7 protein-coding genes are annotated in these 16751 nt (G+C 35.4%); all 7 read right to left on the bottom strand.

Annotated features, from left to right (window positions below; genetic code table 11):
• Positions 1 to 222: 222 nt before the first annotated feature.
• The 7 genes from HHU12_RS19420 to HHU12_RS19390 all read right to left on the bottom strand — a co-directional run bounded on the left by HHU12_RS19420 (position 223) and on the right by HHU12_RS19390 (position 16561).
• Complete coding sequence (locus HHU12_RS19420; protein WP_169658401.1) at positions 223 to 2718, bottom strand: hypothetical protein; 2496 nt, start codon at positions 2716 to 2718, stop codon at positions 223 to 225.
• 318 nt (positions 2719 to 3036) lie between these two features.
• Entirely contained in the window at positions 3037 to 3783 is a 747-nt protein-coding gene (locus tag HHU12_RS19415; RefSeq protein ID WP_169658400.1) for a hypothetical protein, read from the bottom strand.
• A gap of 136 nt (positions 3784 to 3919) precedes the next feature.
• Positions 3920 to 4813, bottom strand: coding sequence for a T9SS type A sorting domain-containing protein (locus HHU12_RS19410; RefSeq protein ID WP_169658399.1), 894 nt, complete (start codon positions 4811 to 4813; stop codon positions 3920 to 3922).
• A 10-nt stretch (positions 4814 to 4823) separates the two neighbouring features.
• Positions 4824 to 6338 (bottom strand): SUMF1/EgtB/PvdO family nonheme iron enzyme, encoded by a 1515-nt coding sequence (locus HHU12_RS19405; protein ID WP_169658398.1) that lies wholly within the window; start codon positions 6336 to 6338, stop codon positions 4824 to 4826.
• A 412-nt stretch (positions 6339 to 6750) separates the two neighbouring features.
• Positions 6751 to 10809, bottom strand: coding sequence for a hybrid sensor histidine kinase/response regulator transcription factor (locus HHU12_RS19400; RefSeq protein WP_169658397.1), 4059 nt, complete (start codon positions 10807 to 10809; stop codon positions 6751 to 6753).
• Between the two features lie 81 nt (positions 10810 to 10890).
• Positions 10891 to 12270, bottom strand: a complete 1380-nt coding sequence (locus tag HHU12_RS19395; RefSeq protein WP_169658396.1) for a sulfatase family protein — start codon at positions 12268 to 12270, stop codon at positions 10891 to 10893.
• Positions 12271 to 12466: 196 nt separating this feature from the next.
• Positions 12467 to 16561 carry a two-component regulator propeller domain-containing protein gene (locus HHU12_RS19390; RefSeq protein WP_169658395.1) on the bottom strand — a complete coding sequence of 1365 codons (4095 nt, stop codon included), beginning with the start codon at positions 16559 to 16561 and terminating at the stop codon, positions 12467 to 12469.
• Positions 16562 to 16751: the final 190 nt, after the last annotated feature.

Raw genomic sequence — 16751 nt, 5'->3', positions numbered from 1 at the left:
CTATAACTTTTGTTTTACGACCCATAATTAGGGTATAAATATAGCTTATATTTTAATTTGTCTCAGTACTTAAGACAAAAGTATTTAATACTAATTCCAATTATTGTTTTGCGATTACTGCCTTAAAAAAACTATGAATAGAACCACTATTAATACGTTTTTTTGCGTTGTACTCACAAAAAATAATTATGAATTAGTTATCAATTATTTTTGGCTTAGTACTTACCATAAAAGTGGCATATCTTTTTTAACTACAATTGGAGTACCTTCCGTAAACAACAGTAATTCAACTTCGGCAGTAGCTTTATTAGCAGAAGTCAGTTCAACTTTATTATAACCTTCTTTCGCTTCAAAACCACCTTTTACAGTTACCTCAATTACTTTCTTCAAGTTCCAATTTTTGTCATACAATTTTACAACTTCACCTCCTCTATACTCCAAATACTGAGTTGCTGAGGCTTCTTGTTGCACAGTTGCATTTAATTGCAGTTCCGTTTTTCCCACTTTGATTGTTGGATTCTCAATGCTCTCATTACCATTCATAATTCGAAGTACGAACTGAGGAGCTTGTGCTTTGTAACTGTTGTTTAAGTTTTTAGCTTCACCAAATTTCATCTCTACCTTAGGAGCATACATTCCGTCTTCTTGCTTCATATGGAATAACTGCGTTCTTGGCTCTTTCTCTAATAGATCTTTGATATCCTCCGGATTTTGAGCCATCATTTGCAATGGTACAATCAAGAACTTATCATCCTCTTCTCTTAATTCATATCCCACTTTTGAAGTTAAACGACCTTTGAATTTCTTCAGAGTTTTGAACATTGTTAGACGCTGTTCTTTTGACAGCTTACGGCTTGCTTCTTTCCATTTCGGAAGTAAACCAAGCAATTCCTCTGTACGCCCATACTCTTTTAAAGTCTCAAGTTGAATACCAAACATAGGATCTGGTTTCAAGATTGAAAAGTTTCTACCATTAGATGCTGCTTGGGTGCCTAACATAAAGTGAGCGGCTAGCATATTAGAAGATGCTCTTACTTCTGCTCGGTGCGTTCTACTTTTACCTTCCAATCTTAATGAAGGTCTGCCGTGATTGTGGTCCCCAACAGGTGCTTGCATCAATTCTTTCGTGCTGTTGATTCTGTATTCAATATAACCCGCATCAGGTTCTCTACCGTAAGATGTACGCGTTACTACAGGGTGGTCTAAATTTTCGTAGACGCGCTGTGCAAACTTTCTAAAACCCCAAGGACCATCGTAATCATGAATTTCTGCACCGTCAAAAAGAGCATTACTGATTTTACAGTCGTTCAATAATTTTGCGTAGTTGATCGCCACTGAATCAAACAGAGCGGAGTTGTTATTCGGTACATATACTGCTCTATAAGGCATAACAATACCTTTTACTTCCTCACCTGACTGATGTGTGATCACTTCCGTATTATTTGCACCTCTTTTCTTGATGTTGAACTGCCATAACCTTTTCCCTTTGATCGTCACACTCTCAATGCTTTCAATGTCCATCATTTCCTTTCCCACTTGCAAGTAGTTGTATTTGAAGAAATGACGGCTTGGTGTACTTAACCTACCCATGTAAATGTCATTTTCCTTCATACTTTCAGGCATTATATACCAATCTTCTTTTGGCTTGAAATACACTTCTGTTTCCGTTGTTCCGATGCCTTCTACTAAAGTACCATCAACCCAATCTGCCAGCTCATTTGATAAGTTCTTATTACCATACTGAGGGTCTTTTTTACCAATACCGCCACTCACATAATGCAGATTAAGACTTCTTCCTTTTTCCTGTTGTAGTTTAGAATACGCTTTCAGTTTCTCTTTGCTTCCAAATACACCGTCTACCTCCCAGTTCAAACGTTTTGTAGGCCAAAATCCACCGTGCCATACATTGGTAAATAAATTGATAGTTGTCACATCCGCCATTTTCAAGTAAGGCTCAAAAGCATCCAATTCATCTACATTTTTAGGTTCAATGTACATCACACTTTGATCCGCAAACATCTTTTTCCAATCGTCCACCCATTGTACTACACGTTCATAGTTCCATTCTCCTTTTACTTTTGGATGAGGGATAGCTTCTGCACCCCAAGCACGCATCACTGATTCATCCTCTTCTTCAGGTGTATCAAAAGTATAAAGCGTGAAACCTCCAAGGGCATTGGTTTGATAGCGTTCCCAAAGGTGATCAAATTTCATGATGACATTCGGTTTAAACTCCCTGTTTTTCTCAACCATCATATAATCATAAGGCAAAGCTTTAATTTCTTTATGATTCACCACCACCTTAAATTCCATCATACCACCAACAGGCAAATCACCATAAAAATCTTTTAAAGTAAATGCGATATAAGTGGGTTTGGCTTCAATACTGAATGTGGCATAAAAGCGTTTATCAGCAGTACCAAAGACAAAACCTTTTTCATTTTGATAGAACTTTGTAAACTGAACTTCCCCTTCTCCCGGAAGGTTTAAATAAAAGCCTTTGGTATTTTCAGACTTCAATATCTCCTTACCGTTTTTTAATTTCAAAGAACTCAAACGGCCTTTTTTATCTATTTCAAGATCATATCTGTCCGTATGAAAAGAGATGATTTTCTGTACTTCTTTCAGCTTCTTAGGCTTTTTTTGAGATGAAATGTCTTGCCCGAAAACATTCCAAGTCAAAAGCATCAAAGCGATGAATAAAATTTGATTTTTCATTGTATAATATTTTTCATGACACACATCATGAGTTTGTTAGATTTAGTAGCAGTTTTTTTTGAGGGAAGAATTAAGAGTTAAGAAGGAAGAGGCTTCCACCATAGTTAAAACTATGGGCAGGTGATACTAAAACCTAATCAAGACTAAAGTCTTGAAGGTTGATAACGTAGGCAACACTTCAGTGTTGGTGAAGTCAATATCACTTGCCCATGCCTTCAGTCATGGTGCACAATATTTTGTTCCATTACATCTACCTAGTACCTCATGAATACGATCCTATTTCTCATCATTCTTCATTCTTAACTCTTCATTCGTTCTTTACTTTGAGATGGAATGCAATAGAATATCAACGGCTTTTTTACCCGATTGAGATTTCTTTTCTGCTTGCATCCACTCTACTGCACGATCATAAGTCCAGTCTCCCTTTACCGGATGAGGAATCGCTTCATTTACCCATGCGTTCATTACAGACTCCTCTTCCTCTTTTGGTTTGTCGTAAGTATATAAAGCAAACCCGCTTAATGTTTCCTCTTTTCCTCTGTTTCTTAATTGATCAAAAATGAAGATGACATTAGGTCTATAATCTCTGTTTTTCTCTTTCAATCTTTTATCAAAAGGTAAACCTGTAATGTCTTTATGGTTCACCACTACTTTAAACTCCATAGTACCCGCATCTGGCATATCACCATAAAAATCTTTCAACGTAAAAGCTACATAAGTTGGTTTAGCCTCAATGCTGAATGTGGCCATGTAACTCTCGTCTTCCGTTGCAAAAACAAAGTCGTCTCCTTTTTTATAGAACTTTTTGAATTTCACTTCTCCTTTAGGCAAGTTCAAGTAAAAACTTTTTGTTCTATCCGCTCTTAAAATCTCTTTTCCGTTAGCAAGTTTGATAGAAGAAAATGCTCCGTTTTTACCAATTTTCAAATCATATCTGTCAGTATGAAATGTAACGGCCTGTTTTACTTCTTTCAGTTTCTTAGGCTTCTTTTGAGATGCAATATCTTGTGCTGAAACGTTCCAAGTCAATAGCATTAAAGCTAAAATAATAATTTGATTTTTCATTCTACTAAATTTTATATTCCGTGATTAAATCATGAATTAGTTGATTTTGTTGGTGGTATAGAGTAGTCAGTCTAAACCGCACTTCAGCTGATCACTCTATACCTTATAAACACACTAACTTTGTCAACACATCACTTTATTGTTTTATAAATCGAGTTGTTTTTGTTCTTGATTTCAAAAGGTAGATTCCCTTTCTTAACTGACTGATATTGATTACTTTTTCCGTTGGCATGTCACTTAGTAGAAAAAGTTGTCTTCCCATATTGTTACCAATCACATCAAACAACACTATATTTTGTAATTCTCTTTCATTCCCTCTAATCCTAATTTGATCTGAAGCAGGATTCGGGTATAAATGCACCCAATCTTCTGTTGCTTCATCATTGTAAATCTGCTTGATGGAGAAATAAGTATATGCCCCATCAAAATCCGTTTGTTTCAATCTGTAAAAACTTGTTGCTGGTAATGGAGATGGATCAAATGCTTTATAATTCAATGGACTATTAGAATTCCCAGCTCCCTGCACCTCTTTCACTATTTCCCAATTTTTTCGGTTCTGTGACCTTTCAATCGTGAAAAAATGATTATCGATTTCCGTTGAAGTCTGCCATTCCAATTTCACCTTACTTTCCTTAATACTCACTTCAAAATAACTCAGTTCAATAGGCAACTCACTCCCTGCGTCTACTTCTACCACTCCTAATGTATGACCTTGAGCCACTCCTCCCTGATAGAAATTGGCAAACGTTCCCGTTTTTAATTCCTGCATCTGTACTTCTTCAGCTCCTTGTGCTGTACCTCCTTGAAAAATAGAAGGAGAGCTTCCCAAATCAGTTTCGGTTATACTGCTCAAAACACTTCCTCCTGCCATACTTCCATTGAAAATTTGATTGGTATTCAAATGAGGTGATTCTGAAAGTGCCATAACAAAAACGCCATTTCCAGTTCCCCCTTGATAAATATCCTGCGCATTTACCGCATTGATCAGTAGACCAATAAAGAGGGCTATTAATTGTAATTTTTTCATCATGGAATACTGTTTAAGGAGCAGTTCTTACGCCTCTTCCTCCAAGCAAAAATCTTAGTGTGCTGAAATCTTTTGCAATATTCACTCGGTTCGAAACTCTCAACTCATTCTGACTTGTATTAAAAGCACCGCCTCTGCCACCAATACTGCCTGTACTAGAAGATGACGGCCATCCTGATTGATTATAAATTCCGAAGGCATTCAACATACCATCTCCATGTGATCCATCATAACTTCTGCCCTCTGATGTGCTGACCGGTATGACCGTTTCATAAACATTGCCACTCAAATCCATAATACCGTAATAAGAAGCACCGGCAGTTTCTCTTCCTGTATTGTCTGCATTACTCGCAAAAACACCTACTCTCGTTACCCCACTGATGGTACTATTTACAGTGACATAATTGGCATTACCGCTAGCATTATTATAGTTGGTCACTTCCTCGCTATCACCACTTCCTGATGTCCCATAAACAGTGGCATTGATATTACTTGTGCCCCATGCAAATTCATTTTCTACGACCAACAATGTACCCCTGCACGCTTTTTCAAACTCCAATTCTGTCATAGGTCGCAACGCCGACCAGTCCATATAGTTCATAGCATAAGGATGTTCCAGAAAGTTTTGAGCGAATGAAGGCGTAGTACTGCTGTATTCTCCTGCTCCTGCATCATAAATTAAGTTTTCCCTCCATACGGCTTTATCATTATAATTGTTACTGATCTGATCACTAGACAAGGTGTTCAAAAAACTTGCGTATTGCCCTTGTGTAATCTCATATTTCATACAGTAAAAACTTTCATATCCTTTAGGAAAAGAAGCCGGTATAGTACCATCTTGCAAATCACCCGTATCTGTGCCATCTAAATTGTAGTAAAGATCTCCCGAAGAAGTTCCTACTGTAATCGCCTCTTCAGAAAGTACTAAATAAGGCGTTGTTGTACTAGAAAGACTTCCTCCATCATGTGTATAAAAAGGGTCTGTTTCATAATTGGCTAACGTACTTCCTGAACCTAAATAAAACTGTCCTTTTGGTACATAGACCATCTCTATAGCATATACATGTATATCAAATGTATCTCCGTCACCCTGTGCATCAAAACCATAATCCCACTCCAACGTCACATCATAAGACACTGTTTGCTGACTTATGCTTGATGAACTATATAAAAAAACTCCTTTCGATTGTCCCGAACCTGTATCATCACTACTTTCTATGATCCCCCCGATTGCTCCCTGCGTAGCAGTTACTGAATGCCCCGATCCAAAGGACAAGGAAGCATGTTGCCAATATTCCTGATTATGATTTCTGTACTTTACAAAAATCCATGCCGCATCCCAGTTATTCTGTCCATTGTCCACCCTCCAAGCGTTATCCCATGATATTGTAAAACTCAAAGGTAACTTCTGCTCTGCTGTCCTGTCACCAACACTCAGTGAAGTGATCTGAATGTTATTTGCTAATAATTGATTTGCTGTCCCTACAATCAGTATTGAATGCAAAAAAAGTAGTAATAATTTTTTCATATAAAAAGTGTCGTTTGCTCCTTCTATTCAAGTATTAAATAATTTCATTTCTTCATCTTCTTCTCCAATAACTCCATGAGTCGCTACTTAAATAGAGGCTGTATAATTGCTGTTATTTAACGTAAAACTAACAATTCATCTCCAGGACCTTTTTCTTATATTTTTCAAATTGACATCTTTTTATTTACCAAACACAAAACATTAAATATCAACATTTTAAATAAATAAAAAAGATAAAAAATGAATATTAAACTAAAGAAATAGAAACTAATAATTGGTTTAGAATAAGAGTGAAAAGGATAAATTTTGATGGGCGTGAATCATACTATTGATATAAAACAATTACAGGGACGCTTCTGTAAAAAACGTCCCTGCTAAATGATTACCTAACTTATTATAAATATTCAATAACTTAATTTGAATGCATTTTCTTGAACTGCGTTGGTGTCATTTTATACTCATCTTTGAAGATATGAGTGAAGTAAGATGAACTTTTAAAACCTACCTGATAAATGACTTCTCGTACAGACAGACCATCATCATTTTTGAAAAGGTGCTCTGCTTTTTTTAATCTGAAAAGTTTCAAATATTCGATGGGGCTTTGTCCGGTGATCTCTTTAAACTTAGAATAAAACTGCACGTAATTCATGTCTAAAGATTCAGCCAAGGATTTTACGCCGTACTTATTTTCACCGTAATTCTCCTCCATTATTTTCTGTACTCCTTTCAACCACTTTTCATCCTCTGTGAGCTGTTGTTCTTTCTTCGGATTACTCTTAATGTCCTGTTTCAATTTAGTAATACCATCCTTTTTCTGCTTGATAAGGTTATCAACCTGAAGTTCTAAAACATAAGGAGAAAATGGTTTACCAATATGCACCTGTCCGCCTTTTTCAAAGATTTTTTTCTTGCTTTCAAAGTCCACCATCGCCGTAAGGAAGATCATTGGGATATGATTAGTAGCATAATTTCCTTTCAATTTATCGGCCAGTTCATAGCCATTCATTTTCGGCATATTGACATCCAAAATCACAAGATCTGGTGCTACTTCTACTGCTAAATCATACCCTTCTACACCATTTTCAGCCAAGTATAATTGGTATTTACTTTTAAATAACTCGTAAATCATTTTCCTCAATTCTGCATTGTCTTCTACTAACAGAATTTTTGGTTTGCCTTCATCAATAGCAGAAAGTAGCGGTACAGGTTCTTCCGTTCTCTGATCAAATGCCTTTCGATTTTCATCATAACCCAATACTGGTATTCTCACCGTAAAAGTAGTTCCTTTATGGATTTTACTGTCTACTTTGATTTCTCCATCATGCAAATCCACAAGCTGTTTCACCAAAAACAGACCGATACCACTACTGCCAAAAACAGTTTCCATATTATTGGCTTTGTAGAAGTTATCAAAAATATGATCTAGTTTTCCCTCATCAATACCAATACCTGTATCCTGAATTTTAAACACTAAATCTCCTTTCACTTGATGTGCAGAAAAGGATACTTCACCTCCATTTTCTGTGTATTTAAATGCATTTGAAAGCAGGTTGAAAATGATTCTTTCCAATAAAACCTGATCAAACTGACCGATGATATCGTTTTTATTCAGGTCTACTTTAAAAGTGATATTTTTATCTTTAGAATAATCCTGAAAAGCATTGGTAGTTTTCTTAATAAATGGAATAATGTTTTGTTCTGTAAGATTAATCTCAAAATCATCTTTCCCGTTTTGCTTGAAATCAATTAGAGAATTGGTCAAACTCATCAGTCTTTGCCCGTTTTTATTGATGTTCTGTACATAACCTTTCAGATCATCATCTAACCGGTCATCATACGCCAACTTTTCTAAGGGCGTTAGAATCAAGGTCAGCGGAGTTCTTAACTCATGACTCACATTGGTAAAGAAAGTAAGCTTGGCTTCGTTGATTTCCTTCAAGTGTTTTTTATCACGCTGTTCCTTTCTTACTTTTTGTTTTAGTTTCCACATTTTCGTGAAATATGTAAAGCAGATAAAGCACAGCAAGAAAAGCAATAGCAGATAGACAGTATACGCATAATTGTTGGCGTACCAAGGGTGTTCTATGATGATCGTAAGTGTTTTTACCGTCTCACTTTCCATTCCATCACCATTGTAGCCTTTAATTTCTAATTGATATTTTCCTGGAGAAAGACCTGCATAACTGATCTCTCTTTGCTTAAAATCTTTCATCACCCAGTCATCGTCTACCCCCTTTAAGCGGTATGCATATTTGATATTATTTCTTCCTCCATTAAAAATTGTCCCTACTTCCAAAATAATCTGATTCATATCACTGGGTAATACAATTTTGGATGCTCTATCAATTGATGTATTCAGCAGGATTTCACCATCATATTTTTTATTAGGTTCAATGACCTCGTTTCTTACTTTAAATTGAGTGATCTGAGGCAAGGGAGCAAAAGGAATAGGTTTGATATCCATGGGATTAAAAACCGTGAGACCTTTTAAAGTTGTAAAAAACATAATGCCATACTTGTCTTTAAAAAACACCCCTTTCTGCATGTTATTGGCCAATAACTCGACTGAATTATTGAAAACTTTCAATTGCTTTTCTTTAGCATTATATTTTGTAACACCATTATTATTAGTCAACCAGATATTCCCTTCTTTATCTTCAAGTATACCATATACCATATTATCCAAAAGACCGTCTTTCTTTGTAATTCTACTGAAACCGTCAATCTTATTCTCTTTCTCAATCGCTAGGTTCAGTCCTCCACCAAAAGTACCAATCCACAATTCGTTCTTTTGACTACGATAAATTGATAATATTCTATTTGCTCCAATAGAAGTATTATCTTTTACATTGGTTTTATATTGCGTGAGGTAAGTGAAAGTAGTATCTAAATGAAATAATCCTTGATCTGTGGCCAAGAGAATTCCTTTGACACCATCATTATAAATTTGATTGACCTGTATATTATTGAGTACACTGAAGTTGACAATTTTAGCACCAATATCTTCAAAAGAAAGCTTCTTTTCTGAGGTGATTTTCTTTTGTAAATGAAGTGCTAAAAGTTTTCCATTGGCATAAAAAATTAACTTATCATCGAGCTTTTCAAAACTATTGATATTCTTTAAATATGGGGGCTGATTTTTAGGGGAAATCAATCTTTCGCTGTTCAGATCATAAATATAAAGTCCTTTATTGGTTCCGATAAAAATCTGCTCATTGCATTCAATGATATCAAAAATTTGGGCCTGCTCAATAAAATATTCAAAAGACAATTCATCAATATTAGCTAGGCTGAATTGTTCTTTACTTCTATTGATGCCACTCTGAAATGTACCTGCCCAAAGGTGCCCTTTTGAGTCCACAAGACTACTGCTGATTCTGTTAGATGATAAAGACTTCTCTATCTTCGTTGTATTAGATAAGGTATAAAATAATCTTTGATGAGTGTTCAGAATACTCACACCTCCTAGTCCCGTTCCAAACCAAATAGTCCCAAAACGGTCTATCATAATATCCAAAATAATATTACTGCTGATGCTTTTGGGGTTATCAGAATTGACATAAAACTGTTTTTTAAAGGTTTTGGTATTGTACTTCATTGCTCCTCCATTACGCATCCCTATCCATAAATTACCTTCATGGTCTTTTACGGAAGTTGTAATCGCTCCTACATCATACCTTTTAAAATGCTCATCAAAAAAATCTAATTTCAAAAGTTTTGCCTTTTCCCAGCTGATATCAAACGCTAAAAGACTTTTTCTACCTGTGACGTACAGCTTTTCATTTTCCTGATCTAATGTCAGCTCAATAAACCAATTCAGATGATAAGTGTCTTTATGAATTACTTCTATCAGTTTTAATGTACCTGCTTCTACCCTATCAAAAATATAAAGCTCCTGAGACGTACACATATAAAACCTGTTATTATGGTTCTGTACTGACAGAATAGGATGATCATTATTGGTCAAAATACTGCTGAGATCTACTTCTGTAACTTTATAAGTATTTCCTATTTCTTTTATCCGTAAAATCCCTTTAGAAGTAACCATCCATTTTGTCTGATCAGCCAGTGGAATGATCGCTCTTACTTTATGTCCCTTTTTGATGTATTTTGAAAACTCTTTTATCTCTGAGAAGGAATTGTGAGCAAAAGAATAAACTGAGAACCCATCATTGGTTTCTAACCATAGACTCTCTCCATTATCATAAATAAAATTGACTGTATTTCCGATAATTGATGTTTCATCACCGGGCTGATTGTTATAGGAAATAAACTTATTGCCATCATATCGGATCAAACCGTTGGGTGTACCCATCCAAATAAACCCTGATTTATCTTGGTGAATGTCAATTATTGTATTTTGATTAAGCCCATCTTTATCATTAATTCGTTCAAAAAAATTCTGGGAAAAAACAGAACTTATTGAAAGAGTAAAAACGGTAAAAAGAATACATAATTTTCTTGAAAACATATTGAATATGATAGTAAGTTGAAAAAATAAAATTATGCCGCTGTCAGCGTTAAATCACCTTCGAAAATTATTATGGTTTAACTACAAGGGTACCTTTTGAGTGTAATATGGCAAAGTTTCTTTCCATTGTTGTAATTTTTCAGAAAGTTTTTTTGTCATGTACTCATTTTTGTCTGCAAGGTTATGTTGTTCAAACCTGTCTTCGGTAAGATGATACAACTCCTGCCTTTTATTTTCCTCATCTACCAGCAATTTCCAATCTCCATAACGGACCGCATTCGCAACCCAATGCGTATCATTTTGATCTTCTGTGGGCACCGAAAATCTCCAATCCCAAAAAAGAGGTTTTGTTCTATTGAAGGTCCTGTTTTCAAAAACCGAAGCAAAGCTTTCACCATCCGCTTGATAAGCTTCAGGCAATTCCTCCATTCCACCTAACTCACAGAACGTAGGCAATATATCTACACCAGAAAGTACACTTGTAGAATCCACTGCTCCTTGCTTTACATGACCAGGCCAGCTGATAATAAAAGGTACGTTGATTCCTCCTTGAAAAGTATCTAACATACGGCCTCTTAAGCCTGCAGTACTTCCGGCGGTTTTGGCTACATCATAATTTGCAGGGCCATTATCACTACTGAAAATTAAAATAGTATTTTCTCTTAAATGTAGTTCTTCCAATACTTTCATCAATCTGCCTATATGTTTATCAGCCTCAGAAAGTACAGCATAATATGTTTCTTTTTCTTTGGAGAAGCCATCATATACCTTCTTCTGTTCATCAGAAGGTATAAGTGGCCTATGTGGATCTTTCATCCACAAATTGATAAAGAGTGGTTTTTGGTTTTTCTTTCTGAGTATGAAATCTATTGCCTCGTCGATGACTAACTTACTTGAGTTTTGCACCCAAAGCGTATCCTCCTCCCCTTTCCATATGGGGCCATTACCATTCCATACACTTGCTTCATCATAGCCATAATCTTTAGGCTTTGGTGTTGAGGAGTCTCCATCAGGTAATTTACCAAGATCCCATTTGCCGAAATGTGCTGTGATATACCCCAAATTTTGCATCATACGTGGCAAAAGAAAAGGTGTTTTTTCATCCAGCCAATTAGGCATGCCCCTTTCTGTATTCAACACATTATTTTCAAAAGTACCGTGAATATTGTGCCTTGCCGGAAAATGTCCGGTTAGTATTGAAGCCCTGCTCGGCGAACAAACACCACTGCTATTATGAAATTGTGTAAACCTTTTTCCTTCTTTTGCCAACTGATCAATGTTAGGCGTTTTTACTTCCGTATTTCCATAACATCCTAAGTCTCCATACCCCCAGTCATCAGTATAGATAAATATAATATTCGGTTGCTCCAGCAGTGCAACTTCCTGTTTTGAAATCTGACTATTGCACCCCAGCACCATGAGCAAGAGGGCACAGCACCTCACTATAACTCTTCTTTTCATTATCACACTTTATTTAAAAATTTTTGCCAACGTTTTTATGTAAAGTGTTTCAATCTAGAATTTTCAAGCTTAAAAGCTTTTTTAGGAATTTTCAAAAAAGCATCTTTTTCTTAAGAAGTAGTAAAAAAGGGGTATAAGGCTATAAACAGAGCACTTTTTGGTTAAATGATAGAAGATTAGAGTAATAATACAACGCTTATAAACCTTGCTCTAACCTTTCTTTTTTCTTGTTCTTTTTATACACTGAAGGGGTCACATCGTATTTCTTTTTGAAGACGGTAGTAAAGTAAGATTGACTATTAAGACCAATACTGAAAACTATATCCCTCAGAGAAAGTGACTCATCATGCTCTAGGAGGTAGGCCGCTTTTTCCAATCGGTACTCTCTTAAATATTCGTTGGCTGTGAAATTGGTCAGTACTTTAAACTTTCTATAAAATTGGATATAAGACATATTCACGGCATCAGCAATATCTTCAACGGTAAATCGGTCATCACCATAATTCTCCTCTAAAACTTGATGTACTCTTTGCAGAAAATCCTCATCTCTGGTCTTGAATTTTTTCTTTTCCGGACTTAGAATTATTTTCTTGATGTTCTTCTCATCTTCCAAAGATTTCTGATGCAACATACTATTCAGTTGCAATTCAAGAATATGAGGAGAAAATGGTTTTGTGATATACAGCTGTCCTCCTTTTTCATAAGCTCTTTTCTTACTGTCTTCATCAATCAAAGCGGTTAAAAAGATGATAGGAATGTGACGGGTGCTTTCATCTGCTTTTAATTTTTCAGCCAATTCATACCCATTCATGTTCGGCATATTGACGTCTAAAATCAAAATATCAGGCTCTACTTCATGTACTTTCTTCTCCCCTTCAACCCCATCTTCCGCAAAAAACATATTGAATTTTTCACCAAACAATTGATCTACAAGCTTTCTAATCCCTTCATTATCATCTACAAGAAGGATTTTAGCATCTGACTTTGCTTGCCCTTCCTGTTTACTTTCTTCTAATGCTACAGTAGGTGTATTTTCAATCACTTCTTCCTGAAGTTGAGCTTTATTTCCTGGAATTTGCACAGGCAATTCTACCATGAATTTAGACCCTGTATCCAGATTATAATCTACTTTAATTTCTCCTTTATGGAGCTGTAATAGTTGTTTGACTAGCTTCAGACCAATGCTTGTATTATCAAACATGGTCTCTTCATTATTCCCTTGATAAAATTGATCAAACGCCATGTCCATCTCATCTTCTTTATACCTTTTGCCAGAAACCTCAATCGAGAAACATAATACGTTATCTTCCTTCAATTTTAAGTCAAAAGTAATACTGCCGTTTTCTGCTGTATATTTAAAAGCATTTGACAGCAAGTTGAAAATAATTTTCTCTAAAACCGCTTTATCGAACCAGCCATAAAGCTCTTTTTCTTTTAGAAGAATCTTATAATCAATATTCTTGTCTTTGGCATAACCCAGAAAAGCCTCTGCTGTTTTCTTGATAAAAGGAATAATATCTTGATGCGTACTTTTCAGTTCCAATTCCCCTTTCCCTAGTTTTCTAAAGTCCAATAAGGAGTTCGTCAAACTTAATAACTGCTGTCCATTGACATTAATTTCATCTACAAGGTGCTTTAACTCAGGTGCTAAACGTTGATCTTTTGTCAATTTCTCCAATGGACTAAGTACCAAGGTAAGCGGTGTTCTGATTTCATGGCTGATATTGGTAAAAAAGGTCAGTTTTGCCTCATTTATTTTCTTGATGTGTGCTTGATCTTTCTGCTCTTCTATAATTTTTTTGTTTAAAACGATCACATTCGACAGGTATTTATAAATCACTAAGGCAATCATCAATACTATAAAAATATACACCATGCAGGCCCACCAAGTAAGGTACCAAGGGTTTTGGATTGTGATTTTTAAAGAACGTATTTGCTCACTTTCCACTCCATTACTGTTGATTGCCTTTACTTCAAAAATGTAATTTCCTGAAGGAAGTTTTGAGTAATTCACCATTTTCTGTCCTGCTCCTTTCTGAATCCAAGCATCGTCCATACCTCTTAATCTGTAAGAGAAAATAGCGTTATCCTTATTGACATAATTCGTAGCCCCAAGTTCAAGACTAATCTGATTCATATCATAAGGAAGCGTAACATGATTCGTTTTATAAACAGGCTTTGTCAAAATCACCTGATTATCATAAACTTGATTGGCCTCTATCAGTTCATTTCTGACTTTTAGTTTTAATATCTGAGGTTTTGGAGCTACTGTATTTGGACCAATATCAGAAGGATTAAAAACAACAATTCCATTGATGCTACCAAAAAACATTGTCCCAAATGAGTCTTTGTAAAAGGCGAATCTTCTGAATTTATTGGATAGCAAACCATCAAAAATGGAGTAATTTTTAAAGGTTTTTGTTTCTGTATTGAAACGTGTCAAACCGGCATCTGTCGATACCCACAATCCATGATCTTGATCTCCCAAAATACCATAAACGGCATTGTTAGGTAAACCGTCTTTAGTTGTATATCTTTCAAAACGCTCTATCTTATTGTCTTTTTCAATACACTTATGAAGTCCTCCACCAAAAGTACCTACCCACAACACTCCATCACGGCTTCTATGAATGGAAAAAACGGTGGCATTTCCCAAAGTGTTGGGATCATCTTTGACGGATTGATAATGTGTTAACTTATTAAAAGCGGTATCAAAATGGTACAATCCGTTACCTGCTCCTATGTATATTCCATTATCACCATCTACTAAAAACTGATCGACAATTGGACCTGTCAATGGCTTTATACCTTCTATTCTATCATTTAAACATTCAAAGTTCAATGGCGTTTCTGCATCTACTTTTTTACCGTCTAAGTGTAATAAAAATAAGTATCCCCTACTGTTGATCAGCAAATTACGGTTCACCTCTTCTATAGCATAAGCCGCAGGAATAAGCTCTGGATAATTCGGTATATCAATAAATTGCTCCGTTTCCAGATCATAGATAAACAACCCTCTATGAGTAGCAATAAACAGCTGTTCGTTGATTTCTTTAATAGAAAAAATGGTGGTGTTCTGCATTACCGATCTGAATTTTATCTGATTGATTTGATTCAATTCGAAAGCTCCTTCACTTACATCTAATCCTTTACGAAACAGCCCCACCCATAGTCTGTTTTTAGAATCGACCAAAAAGCAATTGACCAAATTTGAGGTCAACGTATTATCCGTTGTCAATCCATAAAATGCTTTTTTATGGGGATTCAAAAGGTTGATTCCTCCATATTTTGTAGCAAACCAGATCACCCCTGAAGCATCTACTAAAATGTCATTAATAGTATTACTATTTAACGCATAATGTGCAGGAGACTTATGATAATGTTGCTTTATTTTTGATTTTACATTGTATTTCAATAGGCCAGTAGTAGCAGTCGCAATCCAAATATCATCTTGTTTTTTAATGATTTTTGATACTTCTACAACCTGTTCTTTTGAAGTAAAAGCAGCGTATGGAATGCTTTCCATGTGCTTTAATTTCTCGAAATTCAAATTAAAAGTAATCAATGCACTGTCCATTGCGATATAGCCCATTTGATTTGCTTCATCAAAATAAAGTTGTCTGAAGATAGTACCTCCAAAGTTCCCGCAATCAATTTTTTCGATGACTTTAAAGGTATTTGTTTCTTCTAAATAAAGGCTATAAAGATGTTTGTCCGTCAATAGATAATAAGTGTTCTTGACCTTTCTTAGGGTAATTAGTTTTTCATTGGCTTGTTCTATAAAAGGCAGTGCTACGTTGGTCACTTTAAATGAAGCTGAATCACTTTCTGCCAGTAATAATTTCATTGAAGTCAGAATCCATTTATTGTTCGACCCATCACTCAAAATATCTTTAATACCATTTGTGTCTATGATATGGTTGTTGATTTTTTTTACTTCTGTAAATGTATTGGTATCTACGTTATAGGTGGTTACACCCATACTGGTTACAATCCACAAAATACCCGGCTGATCACTGAATATATGAGTTACTTTATTACCAAATATTGAATTTTCATCTCCAGGCTGATGGTAAAAGAATGAGTATTCATTACCGTCAAACTTGATTAAACCATTAGGAGATCCCATCCAGATAAAATCATTTTCATCTTGACACAGGCAATTGACGGTATTCATTGTCAAGCCATCTTCATTAGTTATTTTATCAAAATAGTGCAACTTGGATGAAGTGGCAAATGTAATCTGCCAACTCAAAAGCATCAATAAAAAGGATAGTCTGTAAGCCAACATTTATATTAAAGAATAACTATTAAAAAATCATTTTACGTATGAATGCATTAAAAACTGTAAAGTGTTACAAGAATAATCTTATTTGCTTTTAATACCCTCATGATCATCAAAAAATCAAACCAACCTTTTTGTCGGGTTTAATTGATTTGAAGATAGGGAATTTATTGTTTTGAGAAGATTGGAATTTTAT

Origin of the sequence: Flammeovirga aprica JL-4, from assembly GCF_012844305.1 — a bacterium.
Taxonomy (GTDB): Bacteria; Bacteroidota; Bacteroidia; order Cytophagales; family Flammeovirgaceae; genus Flammeovirga; species Flammeovirga aprica.
Note: the sequence above shows the minus strand (reverse complement) of the source record. Positions and strands in the feature narration are given on the sequence as shown.

What these genes read in the sequence shown, in the direction of transcription:
- HHU12_RS19420 (WP_169658401.1), bottom strand. Translation starts at nt 2,718, where the DNA reads ATGAAAAATCAAATTTTATTCATCGCTTTGATGCTTTTGACTTGGAAT.
- HHU12_RS19415 (WP_169658400.1), bottom strand. Translation starts at nt 3,783, where the DNA reads ATGAAAAATCAAATTATTATTTTAGCTTTAATGCTATTGACTTGGAAC.
- HHU12_RS19410 (WP_169658399.1), bottom strand. Translation starts at nt 4,813, where the DNA reads ATGATGAAAAAATTACAATTAATAGCCCTCTTTATTGGTCTACTGATC.
- HHU12_RS19405 (WP_169658398.1), bottom strand. Translation starts at nt 6,338, where the DNA reads ATGAAAAAATTATTACTACTTTTTTTGCATTCAATACTGATTGTAGGG.
- HHU12_RS19400 (WP_169658397.1), bottom strand. Translation starts at nt 10,809, where the DNA reads ATGTTTTCAAGAAAATTATGTATTCTTTTTACCGTTTTTACTCTTTCA.
- HHU12_RS19395 (WP_169658396.1), bottom strand. Translation starts at nt 12,270, where the DNA reads ATGAAAAGAAGAGTTATAGTGAGGTGCTGTGCCCTCTTGCTCATGGTG.
- HHU12_RS19390 (WP_169658395.1), bottom strand. Translation starts at nt 16,561, where the DNA reads ATGTTGGCTTACAGACTATCCTTTTTATTGATGCTTTTGAGTTGGCAG.